The organism is Mesorhizobium sp. NPDC059054 (assembly GCF_042739215.1).
Classification (GTDB): domain Bacteria; phylum Pseudomonadota; class Alphaproteobacteria; order Rhizobiales; family Rhizobiaceae; genus Mesorhizobium.
The window spans coordinates 339,707-356,863 of record NZ_JBHYHV010000004.1 but is presented as its reverse complement, the minus strand read 5'-3'; the positions used below and the strand labels follow the sequence as shown (position 1 = coordinate 356,863).

Sequence of the window (17,157 nt, the reverse complement as noted above, 5' to 3'; positions counted from 1 at the left end):
TGGAATGTGACAGAAGCTTGCCTTGCTAATAAGGAATCGAATTTCAAAATAGTTCAAACTGAGGAATTTTGTTCTATTTTAAGGCTGTTGCTTCCGGGCGGATGGATCGCACTGTTTCACTCCAGTGAGGAAGGCCGGGAACCATTGCCCGCATGGCACGTTGGTGGACGCCTTGGGACGCAGACCTGCCGGTCGGTCCGTCCGGGCTCAACGGGCAGACGGGAAAGTCGCGATGATTCAAGATAGTGCAGGGCGTATCATGGTCCGTGCGGCGATGGCCGCCCCCTATCTGGAACGCGACCAGGAACATGATTTGGCGCAACGCTGGAAGGATGGCCATGATCAGCATGCCCTGAACCAGATTGTCATCGCCCACATGCGGCTGGTCATCGCGATGGCCGCGAAGTTCCGGTATTTCGGTCTGCCGGTTTCCGACCTGATCCAGGAAGGGCATATCGGCCTTCTCGAAGCCGCCGCCCGCTTCGATCCAGAGCGTGAAGTCCGCTTCTCCACCTATGCAAGCTGGTGGGTACGAGCCTCCATGCAGGACTATATCCTGCGCAACTGGTCGATCGTGCGCGGTGGCACCAGCTCTGCGCAAAAAGCACTCTTCTTCAATCTGAGGCGCCTGCGCGCCCGTCTCGGTACGGGTACGGAGGCTTTGTCCAATCAGGCACTCTACCGCGAGGTTTCGACAGCACTTGGTGTTTCCGAAACCGATGTTGCCATCATGGATGCAAGACTGTCGGCACCCGACAGTTCGCTCAACGCGCCGCTGACCGAGGATGGGGCAGGGGCCGAGCGTGGGGATTTCCTGGTTTCGGATGGGCCGCTGCCAGACGAGATCGCCGGCGATACGATCGATGTCGAGCGTCGCTCGGGTTGGCTGAAACAGGCGTTGGCGGCTTTGAACGAGCGCGAATTGCGGATCATCGAGGAACGGCGCCTGGGCGACGAGAGCGCTACCCTGGAAGAACTCGGCGAGACGCTCGGTATCTCCAAGGAGCGTGTCCGGCAGATCGAGGTGCGTGCACTGGAAAAGCTGAAATTGGCGCTGGTGAAGCAGAACCCGGAGTTTCTTGCCGCCTGATCGACCGGGTTTTGCCGATTGGTTCAAACCACCCGTGCGATGGCCATGGCAATGACCGTAATGGCAAGCAGGCCTGCGGCCAGACGTTCGCCGCGGACAGCCTGCTGCAAGGTGCCGGCCACGGCCTCTTGCGCCATGGCGCGGCGTGACCGCCCAACCGATATGCCTTGAACGCCAGCGGCGGCGATCGCCGCTATTGCCCCCACAGCCAGAACCTGCTCCTGCGTGCCGAAATAGCCGGTGCCATGGAAGAGATACCAGAGGACGGCACCCGACAGGACGGCCACGGTGGCGGCCCCCATCTGCGGCCCGAATAGCGACATCGCCAATCGGCCGTCGCCTGTGCGCGCCAGCACGAAAGTCGAGCCGGCCCAGAACACGCCTGACATGACATGCAAAGCCAGTGCGAGCATGAAGACGATTTGCATTTCGCGGACCTCCATGAAGCCAGGGTAAAGAAAGAGTAGATATCTAACTGTTAGATGTCAATCTATTAGACGCCAAGCATTTCCATGCTAGTGTCCGGCCATGTTCGAACCTTCCGCCAAACCAATCGGGCTTGACCTTGCCCAAACCGCGAAAATCATCCGGCGTGCTCTGGACGATGCGATGATCGCCGGCGGTGGATCCTTGCCGGTGTGGTCCGTGCTGATTTCGGTGAAGTCGCAGCAATTCGGCCATCAGCGCCAGCTTGCGGAATCGGTCGGCATCCAGGGTGCGACGCTGACCCATCATCTCAATGCGATGGAGGCGGACGGCCTGCTGACCCGCCGCCGCGATCCAGCCAATCGTCGCAAGCATCTGGTCGAATTGACGCCAAGCGGCGAGACGCTGTTCCTGCGTCTGCGCGAAACGGCGATCGCCTTCGACCGGCAATTGCGGGCTGGCATAGGTCAGGACGAACTTGAACTGGCTCGATCCATGTTCGCGCGCCTGCGTGCGAATGTCAGCGGAGAAAATGCCGAAACCAGGGAAAGTGCCGAAGCCGGGCTGTAGGCCGTGTGGATCCAGGCGACTATCTGTCGGTAACGATCTTGACCCTGTCGCCGGCCGAAACCGTCGCGCCCGGACCCATCGCGTTGAGCACGCGGAACAGGTCGAGCTTCCGGTCGACGCCGACCATCTGTGCCGACAAGGTGCCGATCGTCTCGCCTGGCCGCACGGTAGCGACGCGGATACGCAGCGGCTTCAGTGCTGCCTTCTCGGCAGGGCTCAGAACGCGGAAGGTGCTGCTCACCGAACGCGCGACAGGTTCGAGCGACGTCCCGGCAGCAGGGGCGGCCGTGAGCAGCCGATAGACCTGGGCGCCGGCGCGGATGACCACGATATCGAACTGCCAGCCGTCGGCGCGGGCCTTGGCGACGGCGGCTTCGTTGCCGTTGATGGTCTCCTGGCGGACGCTGGCGTCATCCAGGCCGGCAACCCAGCCGCTGCGGACATAGTCCGGCAGCGTGACATCCTTGTCGATCGTCACTCCGTCGAAACGCACCGCCATGTCACCGGGACCGGTGGCGGTTACGGCAGCTGCCGAATTGTCGATGACGAAGCCGTCCGGCACCGCGAAGGAGACGCCCAGCTTGGGATGCAGGAACGTGTTGCCGCGCACATAGCCTTCCTCGGGCGTGTCGCCGTAAAGAAGGCCGTCAATGCCGGCGAGATAGGAATCGCGGTCGCGCGAGCCAAAGCCCGGCTGGCCGAACATGCGCGCATGGCGCTGCGCCAGGTCGATGCGCTGCGGCGTGTTGGGATGGGTGGCGAGGAAGTCGAGGCTGGCGTCGGTCGCGCCGCTGACCGAGCGGAAGCCGGCGTAGGAGGCCATCGACTGCAGGAAGCGTCCCGCCGCGTAGGGATCGTAACCGGCCTCGCCGACCGACTTGATGCCGATGGCGTCGGCCTCGAGTTCCTGGTTGCGCGAAAACTGCGCGAGCCTCAGCTTGCCGCGGATGAGCGCTGCCTTGGCGCTCGGGTTGTCACCCAGCACGTCCGAGACCACCTTGGTGGCAAGGCCTTCCTCGGCCTCCAATTGCTGGCGCTGAAGACCGTGATTGGCGGTAACGTGCCCCATTTCATGCGCGATCACGGCGGCGATTTCGGATGAATCGTTGGCGAGCGCCAAGAGGCCGCGGGTGATGTAGAGATAACCGCCCGGAAGCGCGAAGGCGTTGACGTTGGGCGAGTTGAGGATGGTGATGCGATAGGTCTGCGTCGGATTGGCCGACACCACGGTCAGCCGGCCGACGATCTTGGCGACCATGCGCTCCAGCTTCGGATCGGAATATTCGCCGCCATAGGTCGCGAGGATGCGCGGGTGTTGCGCCTTGGCGAGATCGGCAAGGCGGCTGTTGGCCTGTGCATTGTCGACGGTGACGGGTCTGTTCGACGGCTGGAAGCCGGATTCTTCGACCGAATTCGGCATCACGGATTGGCAGGATGCGAGCGCGAGAACGACCCCTGCCAGCGCGAGCACGCGCGCTGGGGCTTTCTTGCAGCTCATGTCCAGGCCGGTCGACAGGTCGGCTTCCTTTCGTCTCGACGGGGCAATCGGCGATTGTGCCAGACCATCTGGTGCGGACCTAGCCACACGCGAAGCAGATTGGCAAGCAAGGACGATGATGCCCCCAAACCGGTTTGACCGCAAATTATGTCGGCTTCCAGGCAAGACAAATGCCTGAGTCGCGAAATCCGTTCCAGATTTCGACCGGTCAGGACCAGTTGAAATATACCGGTGGCAGCGCTTTTTCTTGGCGTTCGACTATTCTCCGTTCATGGCTCCGGCGTAACGCCGGAAAGCTGCGGGGCCGTTCGCGGAAAAGAAATCGTGGGCCCTGCCGGTTGCAGCGACAGTGCCGTTTTCCAGGAAAACGACGTGAGCAGCGACGCGGCGCGCGTCTTCCGGCTGATGCGTGACGAAAAGCGTGGTCATCTTCCGCTCCGCCTGGACGGCGGCAACGAGATCCAGCATGTCCTCCCGCAAGGCCGGTCCAAGCGAGGCAAAGGGTTCATCAAGCAGAAGAACCGGCCGGTCACGAACCAGGGCGCGAGCAAGCGCAACGCGCTGGCGTTCGCCGCCGGAAAGCTCCCGCGGCAGGCGTTTCTCCTTTCCTGTCAGGCCGGTGCGCGCGAGCGCGTCGGCTATTGCCATGCGGTCCGTGGCCGTAAGCGCAAGCGAAGGCGATATGCCGAGGCCGACATTGCGGAAAACGTCGAGATGGGCAAACAGGTTGTTTTCCTGAAAGACCATGGAAACCGGCCGTTCGGATGGCGACGCGGCGCTGAAATCCAGGCCATTGATCAGGACATGCCCGGAAAGAGGAATTTCGAACCCCGCCACGAGGTTGAGCAAGGTCGATTTGCCCGACCCGCTCGGACCCATCACGGCGGTGATTTCGCCGGCGGGAAATTCGGCATCGAAGGCGAGGCTGGTTTGGCCATAACTGAAAGTCGTCTTGTCGAGACGCAGCGACGCACCCTGTCGAGCCGGCATATCGGCAGTCATGAAGAGCGTTCCTTTCCGAGCCGGTCGGCAAGCAGGATCAGCGCAAAGCACACCAGCCCCAGAAACAGGGCAAGCCCCGCGGCGTCGGCGGTACGATAACTGCCCATGCGGGCAAGCAGAAGGTAGGGCAACGTCTGCAGGGAATCCGAACCAAAAAGAGCGATCACGCCGAGATCGCCGAGCGACAGGGCCATGGCAAAGGCAAAGGCTGTGGCCAGCGGACGTCGCAGCACCGGCCAGTCGATCAGCTTCAGCCGAGCCCAGCCGGTGATACCAAGTTGAGCACAGAGCCGCTCATGCCGTTCGCTGGCCGCATCATAGGCCGGGCGGACGGCGCGCAGCGCGAACGGCATCGCCATGATGGCATTCACTGCAACGACCATGACGGGAGCAATCGCAAAGGCGCTGCCGATGTGACGCAACAACAAAAACCAGCCGGCGCCGATGACGATCGGCGGCACGACCAGCACGAAGCCTGCACCTGTATCGGTGGTATATTCCAGCAACGATCGCCCCCCATTCCCGCCACGCTGGGTGGCCAGGCCACGCCGTGCCATCGTCAGTGACAAGGAAAGAGCGGTCGCGAGCAAAGCCGACAGGAAGGCGAGTGCCGCGCTGGTCGCGGTAGCCAGATGCACGGCGCGTTCGCCGGCGAGGCGGGCAAGGTCGGATTGTAGCCCGGCGGCTATGGTTGCGACCATCGGCCCAGCAACGAACAGCAGCGCCAGCAAGATGAGCAGGACATTCAACGCGGCTTCACCGTTGCCGATCGAAAGGTAGCGGCGTGGCGCCACCGAAAGACTGGCTTCGGCCGTGGTGTTGGCGCCAAGGCGGGACAGCAGGGCCACAACCGCGAAAGTCAGCAGGATCTGCAGCAGCGTCAGCGCTACGGCGCGCGCCGGATCGAAGTCGAAGCGCAGTGCCTGATAGATGGCTACTTCCAGCGTCGTTGCGCGCGGTCCGCCGCCGAGGATCAGTACGATGGTGAAAGAGGTGATGCACAACATGAAAACGAGGCCGGCGACACCGGGAAGCGCCTGCCTCAGCGCCGGCCATTCAATGAAGCGGAAAGCGGGGCGCGCGCTCATGCCGAGCTGGCTGGCCAGCCGCCACTGATCAGCCGGAACAGTTTGCAGCGCTTCCAGGAAAAGGCGGACACAGAGTGGCAGGTTGAAGAAGACGTGGGCGACAAGAATGCCGGAAAGGCCATAGATGCCGGGCCAATCTTGCCCGCCGATTTTCGTCAGCATTTCCGCGAAATAGCCGGCGCGACCGTAGAGAGCGAGAACGCCGAGCGCAGCCACGATGGCAGGGAGCGCCAGAGGCACAGCGAAGAGTTGCAGAATGAAACTGCGGCCGAAAAAACTGGGGTGACGCGACAATGCCCGCGCGACGAACAATGCCGGCAGGACCGACAAGAATGTCGACAGCAGGGCTTGCCACAAGGTGAAGCGAACGACCCGGAACAGATAGGAATCGAAGGCGGCCACGGCGCCTGAAAAATCGCCGGCGCTTTCGATGACAAGGCCAAGGAAAGCGCCGCCTATCAGAACGGCAACAAAGACCAGTGCGGCTGTGCCCGCAGCAACGCGCTCGTCGCGCAACGCAGCGGGATGCGCCGCCTGACGAGTCAAGGGAATCGCCGTCGCTTCTACTTGCTCATCACCGTCAGCCATTCATCCACCCAGGCCTTGCGGTTTTTCGCAACTTCTTCCGGGCTGAAAGTCAGGGCCTTGGCCGGCTTCACCAGCTTCTCGAAGGCGGGATCAAGCGGCTTGTCCATCTTGCCGGCAGGGAACATCCAGTTGGTCTCCGGAACGACATCCTGGAATTTCGGACTGGTCATGAAGGCCATGAATTTCTCGGACAGCGGATTCTTGGCGCCGGTTGTGGTGACACCGGCCACCTCGACCTGGAGGTAATGACCTTCGGAGAAGGAAGCGGCCTGGTAGCGATCGGTCTTTTCGGCGACCATATGATAAGCAGGCGAGGTGGTATAGGACAGCACCATCGGCGCTTCACCCTTGGTGAACAGGCCATAGGCCTCGCTCCAACCCGGCGTGACGGTTAGCACGCGGTCCTTCAGCTTAGCCCAGGCTTCCGGCGCCTTGTCGCCATAGACCGAGCGCACCCAGAGCAACAGGCCGAGGCCCGGCGTGGAGGTGCGCGGGTCTTGGATGGCGATCTTCTGCGAGGCATCACCCTCGACGAGATCCTTGAGGCTGGCCGGCGGCGTCTTCAATTTCTCGGTGTCATAGACGACAGCGAAATAACCGTAGTCATAGGGCACGAAAGTGTCGTCGTTCCAGCCGCCGGGCACGTCGAGTGCCGCTGTCGTGCCATGCGGCGCGAAGAGGCCGGTTGCCTTGGCATCCGCGGTCAGGTTGGTATCGAGGCCAAGCACGATATCGGCTTTCGTGGCGGCGCCCTCGAGCTTGACCCGGTTGAGCAGGGCGACGCCGTCGGCGACGGATACGAAGTCGACCTCGCAGTTGCACTCTTCTTCGAACGCCTTCTTCACCTGCGGGCCGGGGCCCCACTCGGCGGTGAAGCTTTCGTAGGTATAGACGGTAAGCTTGTCTTTCGCTGTTGCCGGCAGCGTGGCGGCAACAAGAGCGAGTGCCGAAACCAGGACAGACAGAGTTTTGCGCATCGGCGCCTCCTTCACTTCGTGACAAGGGAACTGGCGCTTTGGCTAAGCGTCTAATCCCTCCGCCGGTACAAACCGGATCAGGTTCAGCGGGTTGGCTTTTCGCCTCTCAGCCGGTTCGCGAAGCCGCGATCGGGCACCCCGTTAGAGCGGCTTGAGACATAGAGCGGGCCGTTGTGGCGTGCAAGTCTTAGTTTGCCGGGTCAGGTGGAACCGAGGCGGCAATTCGCACGCACTTCCGTTTCCGCATGGGGGCTGGTAAGGGCGACGCCCATGAGCATATTTACTCTTCTGCTTGGCGGTGAGGTCATCCACACGCCGCGGCTCGAGGCCCAGGTCGCCGGCACGCGCGTCATTGCCGCCGATTCCGGCATTCGGCATGCGGATATGCTGGGCCTTCTGCCGGAGCTGTGGGTGGGCGATTTCGATTCCGCGCCGGCCAGCCTGCCGCCGCATCTGGCGAAGGTGCCACAGGAGCGGTTCCCCGCCGAGAAGGATTCCACGGACGGAGAACTTGCGGTTTCGATTGCGCTTAAGCACGGCGCGACGAAACTGAACCTGGTTGGCGCCTTTGGTGGCGCCCGGGCCGATCATGCTTTCCTGCACCTGGCTTTGGCACTCAGCCTGGCCGAAAAGGGTACGGATGTGCTTCTGACCAGCGGTGCACAGGAAGGCATTCCGGTATTGCCTGGCCACAGTGAGGCCTTCGACTATGCCGAAGGGACGCTGTTTTCCGTGCTCGGCTTCTCGAAACTCACCGGGCTTTCCATCAAAGGCGCCAAATGGCCGCTGAATGCAGTGGAAATGCCCTTCGGTTCGTCTCTCACCATCTCCAATGCCGTGAGGGGCAAGCTTGAAATCACGCTCGGCAGCGGCCGTGCGCTTCTGCTCGCCCATCCTTACCCACTCCCTGAAAGCTGATATGGCGCCGCCACTTCTCAATTTGACCGATATCAAGCTGACCTTCGGCGGCACGCCCTTGCTGGACGGGGCGGAGCTCGTAGCCGCTCCCGGCGACAAGATCGCGTTGGTCGGCCGCAATGGTTCCGGCAAGTCGACATTGCTCAAGATCGCTGCCGGCATGATCGAGCCGCAGGATGGCGAGGTGTTTCGCCAGCCGACGGCAACCGTCCGCTACCTGCCGCAGATCCCTGATATGGACGGTTTTGCGAGCGTGCGTGCCTATGTCGAGGCGGGACTGGGGCCGGCCGACGACCCGTATCGCGCGACCTATCTGATGGAGCATCTGGGTCTTACTGGCGAAGAGCGCCCCGCCGATCTTTCCGGAGGCGAGGCGCGCCGTGCCGCATTGGCCCGTGTCATGGCACCGGAGCCCGACATTCTGCTGCTCGACGAGCCAACGAACCATCTCGACCTCGCCGTCATCGAATGGCTGGAAGAAGAGCTGGCGCGCACCTCCTCGGCCTTGATCGTCATTTCCCACGACCGTCGTTTCCTGCAGCGCATCTCGCGCGCCACCGTATGGCTCGATCGCGGCCAGACTCGCCGGCTCGACAAGAGCTTCGCCCATTTCGAGGAATGGCGTGACCAGGTTCTGGAGGAAGAAGAACGCGACCAGCACAAGCTCGGCCGGCAGATCGTGCGCGAGGAGCACTGGCTGCGCTACGGCGTGACCGCGCGGCGCAAGCGCAACATGCGCCGGCTTGGCGAATTGCAGACGATGCGCCAGCGCTTCCGCAGTCATCGCGGCGCCGAGGGCACTGCGACGCTGGTGGCAAGCGACGCCGCCGAATCCGGCAAGCTGGTGATCGAAGCCAAGAACATCGAGAAGAGCTTCGGCGATCTCACCGTGGTGAAGGATTTTTCGACCCGCATCCAGCGCGGCGATCGCGTCGGTCTGGTCGGTCCCAACGGTGCCGGCAAGACGACGCTGCTGAAGATGCTGACTGGGGAGTTGAAGCCGGATGCGGGTTCGGTGCGGCTGGGCGTCAACCTCGAGATCGCCGCACTCGACCAGAAGCGCGAGGCGGCCGACCCGGATGAAACGCTGGCCCACTACCTGACGGACGGGCGCGGCGAGAACCTCGTCATCAATGGCGAGCAGCGTCATGTCGTGTCCTACATGAAGGATTTCCTGTTCAAGCCGGAGCAGGCACGCACGCCGGTGCGCGAGCTTTCCGGCGGCGAGCGGGCACGATTGCTGCTTGCCCGTGTCCTGGCGCGGCCGGCAAACCTTCTGGTACTGGACGAGCCGACAAACGATCTCGACATGGAGACGCTGGAGCTGCTGCAGGAACTGGTGGCCGGTTTCGCCGGCACGGTCATCCTGGTCAGCCACGATCGCGATTTCCTCGATCGCACGGTCACCAGTGTGATCGCGCCTGACGGAGCTGGCCGTTGGGTGGAATATGCCGGAGGCTACTCCGACATGCTGGCGCAGCGCGGCGGCACGAAGCTCGAGGACCGCAAAGCCCGCAACGGGCAGTCCGCTGAGCCGAAAGCTGAAAAGCCGCGTTCGGAGGCGCCGAAAGAGTCGGCAAGGAAGCTCTCCTTCAAGCAGAAATTCGCCTTGGAAAATCTGCCGAAGAAGATCGAGGCGGTGACGGCATCGATCGCCAGACTGGAGAACAACATCGCCGATCCGGCCTTCTATGAGCGGGACGCGGTTGGTTTCCAGAAGACGATCGCGGCGCTCGACAAGGAACGAGCGACGCTTGCCACTCTCGAGGAAGAGTGGCTGGAACTGGAAATGCTGCGCGAGGAACTGGAAGGCTGAGGCGCTGCTTCGGCCGCTGCACTCTTATTCCGGCAATCGGCAAATCTGGCATTGATCTTGGCGGGGCGGATCGTGCTACCGTTGGCGGGCATTGATTGGCCGACGGAGGAGGAATTCATGGCAGAACCGACCGGGTGGCGTCACATGTCGAGCGCGCCGAAGGACGGCAGCCGTGTCCTGGTCACGGTGAGGTCATCCGAGCAGGGACCTGCGGAAGTCGACGTCGCCTATTGGGCGCGGGCCGACCAGTTCGGCATGGAAGGATGGCGTGCGAACGATTCCTACCCCGGCCATATGATCGAATATGCCGATCCCGAACTGAAATGCTGGATGCCGTTGCCGAGCGCCAATGCGAACGCGAGCGCCCTGGCCGACATGCCGACACCTTGGGAAGGCAGCGAAGAGGAACTGTACGGTTCGGGCATCTAACCCGGCCGAACATGTGCTTCCGGCGCCTTGCTCTCACTGCCAGGCTATCGGTTATGCTTAACGGACGGTTCTGAGTCCGACCCCGGACGTAACCACATTGTTCGATATATTATGAAGTACTTTCATAATGACATATGGTTGGTGTAGCGTCCGCCCGCGTTAATAAAGACCAGTTTGCATCAAGGCATTGCGGCATGCGTATTCTTGGGACTGGGTTGGGTTACTTCACGCGGGGAGACAGCTTTCTCCTCCTTTGCGGCCGCATCGTTTCGGTGCGCTCGCTCTCGGCATTGCTGATCGGCATATTCGCTTTCGGGACGATAGCGACTTCCGCGGCATTCGGGGACGAGTGCTCATCGCTGGCGCGCCAGATACGCAGCAGCGGCGGCGGTGGCGTCAGCCCGCAACAGGCGCAGTTGCGACGACAACTCGTGGCCATCCAGGCGCTGGAGCGGCGGCGACAATGTTCGGGCAAGAGTTCTGGCGGCTTCTTCGATCCTTGTGGCGATCTGGAGCGCATGCGCGCGGACGTCATGAGGCAGATGGCGGCAAGCAGCGGCGGACGCGACACGTCGGTTCTGCGGGCCCGTTATGTTGCACTCGGCTGTGCACCGGAGCGGCGCGAGAGACAGGCCGCGCGCGCCTCTTCTTCAGGGTCCACGTCTTCAGCATCGACGTGGGTTGGCAGCACTTCGATGCTTTATTGCGTGCGCCCCTCCGACGGCTATTTCTTTCCGGCGCCGAAATCGCAATTCGCCAGGGACGGAGATTTGAAAGAGACCACCGACCAATGCCGTTTTATTTGCGACGATCCGGCCATGGAGGTGTTCGCCCTGACCGATCCCAGCCTGGAAACGGAGGAAATGATCTCGGTCGCCGAACGCAGACCTTACAAGGAGTTGCCGACGGCGTTTCGTTACCGCGACGATTCGGCCTTCAAGAGCTGTGATCTGCGCCGTTACTATAGCCGGGTCAATGAAATGCGCGCGCGGACGGTAACGCCCGGCAACATGAAAAACGCCGTGATCCCGCTTCCGACTGACAAGCCGGAGCAGGACCTGGTGGGATCGACGACTGCCGATCCAACAAACGTTGATGCGCCCGCACCGATGGCATTGATGGAAGAGCCTGCATCGGATCGGGCCGTGCGCATTGTCGGGCCGGCCTTCCTGCCGGATCCTTGAAGAACGCCTCGCTACGAACCGCAGCCTCGTTCCTGTCGTCGCCCGATACGCAAGGCATTCCGCTGCCGGCGTCGTCATACGGCGAATGCGCCGTTCGACATGTGATGGCGCGCATACTTGATGTCGCCGCTATTTCGTCCCAAATCGGTGACCATGAACAGCGAGGCACGGGAGCATGATGGCGGTCTGCTGTGGGGCTTGACCCCATCGCTGATCCTTCATGCGCTCGTCATCGCGCTTCTGCTCTACGGCTCGTCTAGGCATCCTCAGCAGCAGCCGGACGATGGACCGATCAATGTCGTGATGGTGCCGCCGCCCGAACAAATGAAGCCGAAACCGGTTCCGGCAGCATCGCCAAAGGATGCCGAGATCGAAAAGCCGCTGGATCAGACGGTTGAGAAGCCGCTTTCGCCAAGAACGCGTCCGCCTATCGAGGAGCTGAAACCCGTTTTCCAGTACGGCGCCAAGGACACTGGTCCACAGAAATCCATGGACGGAAACAGTGCGCAAGAAAGCTCTGCGTCGCCGGCTAAGAATGATAATCCGAAGCAGCCTGGCGCTATGAAAGAAAGCGAGCCTAAACCCGAAGCCACGCCAGATCTCCCGAAACAGGCAGACGCGGAAGGCGACCGCGAAGCTCCACAGGATTCGGCTAAGAATGCGAGCTCACCGAAGCCTGACGAGCAAGAGGCCAAGCCAACCGGTGCCGATACGCAGGAACCCGTGGCGGGTGACGCCGCCGAAATCGAGCTTCCCATGGCGGCCGCAGCGCCGCAGCCCAGGCCCGCAAAGACGCCGAATCCGGCAAGCGCCGGCGCCAGAAGATCAAGTTCCACGGATGTGGCTGCTGCCTTGCCGCAGGGATATTCCAATCTTCCGGGTGTCCGTAGGCTCAATTCGCAAAGTGCGACCGGCGCCGCGCTGGCCGAGACCTCGATGGACGGATTGACGCGCGATCAACGGGTTGGCAAACTTTGCGCGAGCGCATTGCAGCGGCAGCTTCGGGACGAAGGTTACTTCGCCGAATTGCTCCCATACCGTCTCCTCAAGGCAGGCAATGTGCTGGATGCTCCTGACGCAACCTTTCGCACCCGAACGGCCTGGTACAGAGTAAGCTTTCGATGTGAGGTTGATGCCAACGCGACACGGGTATTGTCTTTTGTTTCCCGTACCGGAGCTCTTGTCCCGCAGGCTGAATGGGCAGCCCTCGATCGGTCTGCCCGTGTATTGCCTGGAACCTGACTGAAACCATCGTGGTTGGTATAGCAGCGGCAGTTAACCGGACGTCTTCGCCTGCCACGCCTTGAGCGCTTCGTCAAAGACCTTGTCGCCGGGAAGGCCCTTTTCCATGGTGATCAGCGCACGCCGTCCCGATTTGTAGACAACGGGAATGTCGATCCATTCCTGGTTGCGCAACAAGGTCAGGTTGGCGTCCTGGTCGGCTTTGGTGTCGTTCAGCGCAACGAGGAAATAGCCGTCGGCGATCTTGGCGGGCACGCCGATCAGCGGGCTGCCGGCTTCCTGCTCGGACGTTTTCATGGCGATGCGCAGCACGTTGTCGATGCCGCCGCCTTCGAAGCCCTGCGGGGTGAGGAAAATCATCTCGATGATGTGGCTGGCCGGCAAGGTCTGATCGGCATTGCGGCGGATGGTCATGCGCAACTGCACGTCCTTGGCCGGCACCGTCACCTCGGCGCGGATCGCCGGTTCGGGCGGAGCATCGCCGCCCGGCGATTCCTGAACCACGGACCAGACGATGTTGCCGGGCTGAGCCGATCCTTCAGCCGAGGAGGTGCGCTCTTCGTAGTAGATCGCCTTCTGGCCGACCGGAATGGCTGGCTGCGTGGCGGTCGCGCCTGGCGTCGCCGGTGTCGTCTGGCCCGCTGCCGCAGGATCCGTCGGTGCCGGGGCTCCAGGCGTGGTCGGTTGGCCTTCAGCGGGCGTCGTCGGTGGCGGAGTGGTCAAGGCGACGATCGACGTGCCTTCGCCGACGCTTGTCGCGCCACCAGCGCGACCAGGATCCGTCTCCTTGCCATCGGGCAGCAGCCGCTGCGTGAGTTTCTGCGGTTCACCATTTTCCGCCGCCGGAGCAGGGGAATTCGCCGCCGCGTTCGGCTGGGCTGGTGTCGGTTCAGCGGGCTTTTCCGGTGTCGCTGGCTGCGCGGGCTGGTTGTCAGCGGTCTCGGTCTTGTTCGAGCCGAACATGTCCTTGAACGCGTCCCTGTTCAGCCACACGCCGTAGCCGCCACCGGCCAGGACTGCGAGGGCGACAACGGCGGCGATGACGCGGCCTAGACCGCGTTTGTTCTCCGGCTCGTCGATGTCGTCGAAATGCTCGTCGGCGACATCGTCATCGACAGGCTGCTGCTTCGAGAAAATCGTGTCGTGGACATCGGGTAGCCGTTTGTCGGCCTCGAAGGCTTGCGCCAGCGGCCGATCGGAAGAAGACGTCGTGGCCTTGTCGGAATCGAAAGCGGGCTTGGTCTCGGTTTTCGGCTTTGACCATCCCGACTCAAGCGTGGGTTTCGAACCGGATAGCACGGAGGTCGGCTTGGCGGCTGGTGCAGACTGTGGTTCCGACCGGCGCGGTTCCGGCTGTGGCTTTTGCCAGGAAGGTTGCGCCTGGGCGGAGCGCTCCTCGACGCGGGAAGAAGCAGGAGTCTGCGCTTGTGGTGCAGGTGCCGCAGGCTCGGTCTTCGTCGCTGGCCGCACATGGGTCTGCTGCGTGCGGTTGCGGTCGATCGAGGAGAAAATGTTCTCGAGTTCCGCCAGCGGGTCGAGCGGGGGTTGTGCGCTCTTGGTGTAGTCCTTTTCGACAGAGGCAATGGCATCTTCCAGCGCCTTGCGCTGACGATCGGCAACCGCGGCGGGCGGTGGCGGACTGATGGCCGCCAGTTTACTCTCGATGGTGGCGCGTGCCTTGTCATAGACTTTGGCGCGCACGTCCGGCGTCGTCTCGCCGAGCCCGTCGAGCGTCTTCTTCAGAACCGCAACGAAATCTGCCATGCTTCAATCGAACCTGTCGTTCGCTTCCAGGGCGGACTCAGCAAATCAGCAGGCCCGCCAGGCTTTTGACAATTAATCTTGAAACGGATCAGTCACAAGTATGGTGTCGTCCCGTTCCGGACTTGTGGAAAGAAGCGCCACGGGGGCACCGATCAATTCCTCAATGTAACGCACATATTTGACCGCCTGAGCCGGCAATTCGGCCCAGCTTCTTGCCCCAGCGGTCGTCTGCGACCAGCCTTCGAGGGTTTCGTAAATCGGCTTAACCGCAGCTTGTGCCCGCATTGAGGCAGGCAGATAGTCGATCTGCTGGCCGTCGAGCTCATAGCCGACGCAGATCTTGATTTCCTTCAGCCCATCCAGAACGTCGAGCTTGGTCAACGCAATACCGGTGATGCCGGAAGTCTTGACCGTCTGGCGTACCAGCACGGCGTCGAACCAGCCGCAGCGGCGGGGGCGGCCGGTGTTGACGCCAACCTCGCGGCCGACCTTGGCCAGATGACGACCGATCTCGTCATCCAGCTCGCAAGGGAAGGGGCCTTCGCCAACGCGGGTCGTGTAAGCCTTGGTGATGCCCAGGACATAGCCGATAGCGGTTGGACCGAGGCCCGAGCCGGCTGCGGCCTGCCCAGCGACGGTGTTGGACGAGGTAACGAAGGGATAGGTGCCGTGGTCGTTGTCCAGCAGCGCGCCCTGCGCGCCCTCGAACAGGATACGAGCGCCAGTCCGGCGCTTTTCATCGAGCACACGCCAGACCTGATCCATGAAGGGCAGGATCTGGTCTGCGACGGAGGTCAATTCGGCATGGATCGTCTCGGGCGCGATCTCGTTCAACCCCATGCCGCGCCGGAGCGCGTTGTGATGGGTCAGAAGCCGCTCGATCTTGGGCATCAGCGTCTCAGGGTCTGCCAGATCGACCAGTCGGATCGAACGGCGCCCCACCTTGTCCTCATAGGCCGGTCCAATGCCGCGGCGGGTGGTGCCGATCTTGAGACCGGAATTCGCATCTTCGCGGATGGCATCGAGTTCACGGTGCAGCGACAGGATCAGCGGGGCGTTGTCGGCGATACGCAGGATTTCCGGGGTGATCGTCACCCCCTGGTCGCGCAATTTTTCCAGCTCCGCGATGAAGTGGTGCGGGTCGACCACGACGCCGTTGCCGATGACCGAGAGTTTGCCCTGTACGAGGCCTGAGGGCAGCAGGGCAAGTTTGTAGCTGACACCATCGATGACCAGTGTGTGGCCAGCATTATGGCCGCCATGGAAGCGCACGACCACATCGGCGCGGTCGGCCAGCCAGTCCACGATCTTGCCTTTGCCTTCGTCGCCCCATTGCGAGCCGACGACCACCACATTGGCCATATCACTATCCCTTGCTCAACACCAAAAGCGGGCCTCAAAGCCCGCCACGACAGGCCCATATAGCCTCAAGCCCTTCGTTGCGCGACCCTTTCTTTGCCGTGAAGGCCATCTCTTTGTTTTGGCGTGTGATCTTGACCCGGAAAAGTCTCCAACTTCTTGCTTCGCGGACCTTCGGTTCGGGATCATGCGCTCGGCACAGGATTTTGGCCTTCTGCATCATTTACTTGGCTGCCGCAGCACCATAGGCCGGTGCCATCGTGTCCCCAGACGATCCGGCGGAGTCTGCCACATGCATCGCAAAGCCTACGCTCTGCTTCTTCTCACCACGCTGCTGTGGGGTGGCAACGCCGTGGCTGGAAAACTTGCGGTCGGCCATGTCTCGCCGATGACGCTGGTGTTCTTCCGTTGGGTCATGGCCGTCGTCATCCTGCTGCCGATTGGCGGCCGCGCCTTCGTGGAGGACTGGCCGACCATCCGGCGGCATCTGTTCCTGCTTGTCGTTCTCGGCGCTTGCGGTTTCTCGCTCTTCAATGTGATTTTCTATGCGGCGCTGAACTATACGACGGCGATCAACGTTTCGATCGAGCAGGCCAGCATGCCGATCCTGATCATTGTCGCGAATTTCCTGTTCTTCCGTCTCAGGATAGGCTGGCCACAGGCGCTCGGTGTCATGCTCACCATTGTCGGCGTCATTCTCACCGCCAGCCATGGTGATCCGGCCCAGCTCCTGAAGCTCAACCTGAATTTCGGCGACGCGATCATGCTGATCGCCGTCGTGCTCTACAGCGGCTATTCGGTTGGGCTGCGGCTCAAACCTGTCTTGCAGTGGCAGAGCCTCATGTTGGCCCTGTCGATCGCCGCACTCCTGGTCTCGGTGCCGTTCTTCGTCTGGGAAGTCGCCAGCGGCTCGGCCATCCTCCCCGATCGGGAAGGGTGGGCAATTACGCTTTATACGGCACTCGGCGCCTCGGTCATCTCACAGGTCACCTATATTCGTGGCATCGAATTGATCGGTGCCAACCGCGCCGGATTGTTCATCAACCTTGTGCCGATTTTCGGCACCCTGCTGTCCATTCTGATCCTGGGCGAGGAATTCCACCTCTACCACGCGATCGCGTTGGCATCGGTCTTCGGCGGTATCTGGCTGGCTGAGCATGGCAGCCGTCGAACCATAGCCGGACAGGAAGTCTGATTGGACTCCGA

The 17,157-nt window shown here is 62.1% G+C and carries 15 protein-coding genes and 1 riboswitch; of the genes, 8 read left to right on the top strand and 7 right to left on the bottom strand.

The features are described 5' to 3' along the window. Positions 1-232 precede the first annotated feature (232 nt). Positions 233-1,090, top strand: a complete 858-nt coding sequence (locus tag ACFWXH_RS18955; protein ID WP_379122781.1) for an RNA polymerase factor sigma-32 — start codon at positions 233-235, stop codon at positions 1,088-1,090. A gap of 23 nt (positions 1,091-1,113) precedes the next feature. Here the strand turns inward: ACFWXH_RS18955 and ACFWXH_RS18950 are convergent, their stop codons facing one another. Then, a complete protein-coding gene (locus ACFWXH_RS18950; RefSeq protein ID WP_379122779.1) occupies positions 1,114-1,518 on the bottom strand; it encodes a hypothetical protein in 405 nt (134 codons plus the stop codon). 100 nt (positions 1,519-1,618) lie between these two features. Here ACFWXH_RS18950 and ACFWXH_RS18945 point away from each other — a divergent pair, with 100 nt between their 5' ends. Continuing rightward, the gene (locus ACFWXH_RS18945; RefSeq protein ID WP_379122777.1) at positions 1,619-2,086 is read left to right on the top strand and encodes a MarR family winged helix-turn-helix transcriptional regulator; all 468 of its coding nucleotides are present in this window, start codon (positions 1,619-1,621) and stop codon (positions 2,084-2,086) included. Between the two features lie 19 nt (positions 2,087-2,105). Here ACFWXH_RS18945 and ACFWXH_RS18940 read toward each other — a convergent pair whose 3' ends face one another. From ACFWXH_RS18940 to thiB, 4 genes are all read right to left on the bottom strand, one after another. Further along, positions 2,106-3,584, bottom strand: a complete 1,479-nt coding sequence (locus tag ACFWXH_RS18940; RefSeq protein WP_379122775.1) for a M48 family metalloprotease — start codon at positions 3,582-3,584, stop codon at positions 2,106-2,108. Positions 3,585-3,842: 258 nt separating this feature from the next. Continuing rightward, the gene (gene thiQ, locus ACFWXH_RS18935) at positions 3,843-4,586 is read right to left on the bottom strand and encodes a thiamine ABC transporter ATP-binding protein (RefSeq protein WP_379122773.1); all 744 of its coding nucleotides are present in this window, start codon (positions 4,584-4,586) and stop codon (positions 3,843-3,845) included. Beyond that, the gene (gene thiP, locus ACFWXH_RS18930) at positions 4,583-6,262 is read right to left on the bottom strand and encodes a thiamine/thiamine pyrophosphate ABC transporter permease (protein WP_379122771.1); all 1,680 of its coding nucleotides are present in this window, start codon (positions 6,260-6,262) and stop codon (positions 4,583-4,585) included. Before thiP ends, thiQ begins: the two co-directional genes overlap by 4 nt. Next, positions 6,238-7,239: a thiamine ABC transporter substrate binding subunit gene (gene thiB, locus ACFWXH_RS18925; protein WP_379122769.1), complete on the bottom strand. Its 1,002-nt coding sequence runs from the start codon at positions 7,237-7,239 to the stop codon at positions 6,238-6,240. The genes thiP and thiB overlap by 25 nt, the downstream gene beginning before the upstream one ends. 37 nt (positions 7,240-7,276) lie before the next feature. Next, positions 7,277-7,390: riboswitch (TPP riboswitch) on the bottom strand. A gap of 119 nt (positions 7,391-7,509) precedes the next feature. Between thiB and ACFWXH_RS18920 the strand changes: the two genes are divergently transcribed. From ACFWXH_RS18920 to ACFWXH_RS18900, 5 genes are all read left to right on the top strand, one after another. Next, a complete protein-coding gene (locus ACFWXH_RS18920; protein WP_379122767.1) occupies positions 7,510-8,157 on the top strand; it encodes a thiamine diphosphokinase in 648 nt (215 codons plus the stop codon). 1 nt (position 8,158) lies between these two features. After that, positions 8,159-9,973, top strand: coding sequence for an ABC-F family ATP-binding cassette domain-containing protein (locus tag ACFWXH_RS18915; protein ID WP_379122765.1), 1,815 nt, complete (start codon positions 8,159-8,161; stop codon positions 9,971-9,973). A gap of 117 nt (positions 9,974-10,090) precedes the next feature. Beyond that, positions 10,091-10,402, top strand: coding sequence for a hypothetical protein (locus tag ACFWXH_RS18910; RefSeq protein ID WP_379122763.1), 312 nt, complete (start codon positions 10,091-10,093; stop codon positions 10,400-10,402). A gap of 194 nt (positions 10,403-10,596) precedes the next feature. Beyond that, a complete protein-coding gene (locus ACFWXH_RS18905; RefSeq protein WP_379122761.1) occupies positions 10,597-11,586 on the top strand; it encodes a DUF2865 domain-containing protein in 990 nt (329 codons plus the stop codon). Between the two features lie 153 nt (positions 11,587-11,739). After that, positions 11,740-12,828, top strand: a complete 1,089-nt coding sequence (locus ACFWXH_RS18900) for a DUF930 domain-containing protein (protein ID WP_379122759.1) — start codon at positions 11,740-11,742, stop codon at positions 12,826-12,828. Between the two features lie 33 nt (positions 12,829-12,861). Here the strand turns inward: ACFWXH_RS18900 and ACFWXH_RS18895 are convergent, their stop codons facing one another. Further along, positions 12,862-14,592: a hypothetical protein gene (locus ACFWXH_RS18895; RefSeq protein WP_379122757.1), complete on the bottom strand. Its 1,731-nt coding sequence runs from the start codon at positions 14,590-14,592 to the stop codon at positions 12,862-12,864. A 72-nt stretch (positions 14,593-14,664) separates the two neighbouring features. After that, positions 14,665-15,954: an adenylosuccinate synthase gene (locus tag ACFWXH_RS18890; protein ID WP_379122755.1), complete on the bottom strand. Its 1,290-nt coding sequence runs from the start codon at positions 15,952-15,954 to the stop codon at positions 14,665-14,667. 289 nt (positions 15,955-16,243) lie between these two features. Here ACFWXH_RS18890 and ACFWXH_RS18885 point away from each other — a divergent pair, with 289 nt between their 5' ends. Next, positions 16,244-17,146, top strand: a complete 903-nt coding sequence (locus ACFWXH_RS18885) for a DMT family transporter (protein WP_379122753.1) — start codon at positions 16,244-16,246, stop codon at positions 17,144-17,146. Positions 17,147-17,157 lie beyond the last annotated feature (11 nt).

Bases quoted from the DNA above. Each gene is read 5' to 3' on its own strand.
- ACFWXH_RS18900 (WP_379122759.1), top strand. From the start codon at position 11,740: ATGAACAGCGAGGCACGGGAGCATGATGGCGGTCTGCTGTGGGGCTTG.
- thiQ (WP_379122773.1), bottom strand. From the start codon at position 4,586: ATGACTGCCGATATGCCGGCTCGACAGGGTGCGTCGCTGCGTCTCGAC.
- ACFWXH_RS18910 (WP_379122763.1), top strand. From the start codon at position 10,091: ATGGCAGAACCGACCGGGTGGCGTCACATGTCGAGCGCGCCGAAGGAC.
- ACFWXH_RS18945 (WP_379122777.1), top strand. From the start codon at position 1,619: ATGTTCGAACCTTCCGCCAAACCAATCGGGCTTGACCTTGCCCAAACC.
- ACFWXH_RS18940 (WP_379122775.1), bottom strand. From the start codon at position 3,584: ATGAGCTGCAAGAAAGCCCCAGCGCGCGTGCTCGCGCTGGCAGGGGTC.
- ACFWXH_RS18885 (WP_379122753.1), top strand. From the start codon at position 16,244: ATGCATCGCAAAGCCTACGCTCTGCTTCTTCTCACCACGCTGCTGTGG.
- ACFWXH_RS18955 (WP_379122781.1), top strand. From the start codon at position 233: ATGATTCAAGATAGTGCAGGGCGTATCATGGTCCGTGCGGCGATGGCC.
- ACFWXH_RS18895 (WP_379122757.1), bottom strand. From the start codon at position 14,592: ATGGCAGATTTCGTTGCGGTTCTGAAGAAGACGCTCGACGGGCTCGGC.
- ACFWXH_RS18920 (WP_379122767.1), top strand. From the start codon at position 7,510: ATGAGCATATTTACTCTTCTGCTTGGCGGTGAGGTCATCCACACGCCG.
- ACFWXH_RS18950 (WP_379122779.1), bottom strand. From the start codon at position 1,518: ATGCAAATCGTCTTCATGCTCGCACTGGCTTTGCATGTCATGTCAGGC.
- ACFWXH_RS18905 (WP_379122761.1), top strand. From the start codon at position 10,597: ATGCGTATTCTTGGGACTGGGTTGGGTTACTTCACGCGGGGAGACAGC.
- thiB (WP_379122769.1), bottom strand. From the start codon at position 7,239: ATGCGCAAAACTCTGTCTGTCCTGGTTTCGGCACTCGCTCTTGTTGCC.
- thiP (WP_379122771.1), bottom strand. From the start codon at position 6,262: ATGGCTGACGGTGATGAGCAAGTAGAAGCGACGGCGATTCCCTTGACT.
- ACFWXH_RS18915 (WP_379122765.1), top strand. From the start codon at position 8,159: ATGGCGCCGCCACTTCTCAATTTGACCGATATCAAGCTGACCTTCGGC.
- ACFWXH_RS18890 (WP_379122755.1), bottom strand. From the start codon at position 15,954: ATGGCCAATGTGGTGGTCGTCGGCTCGCAATGGGGCGACGAAGGCAAA.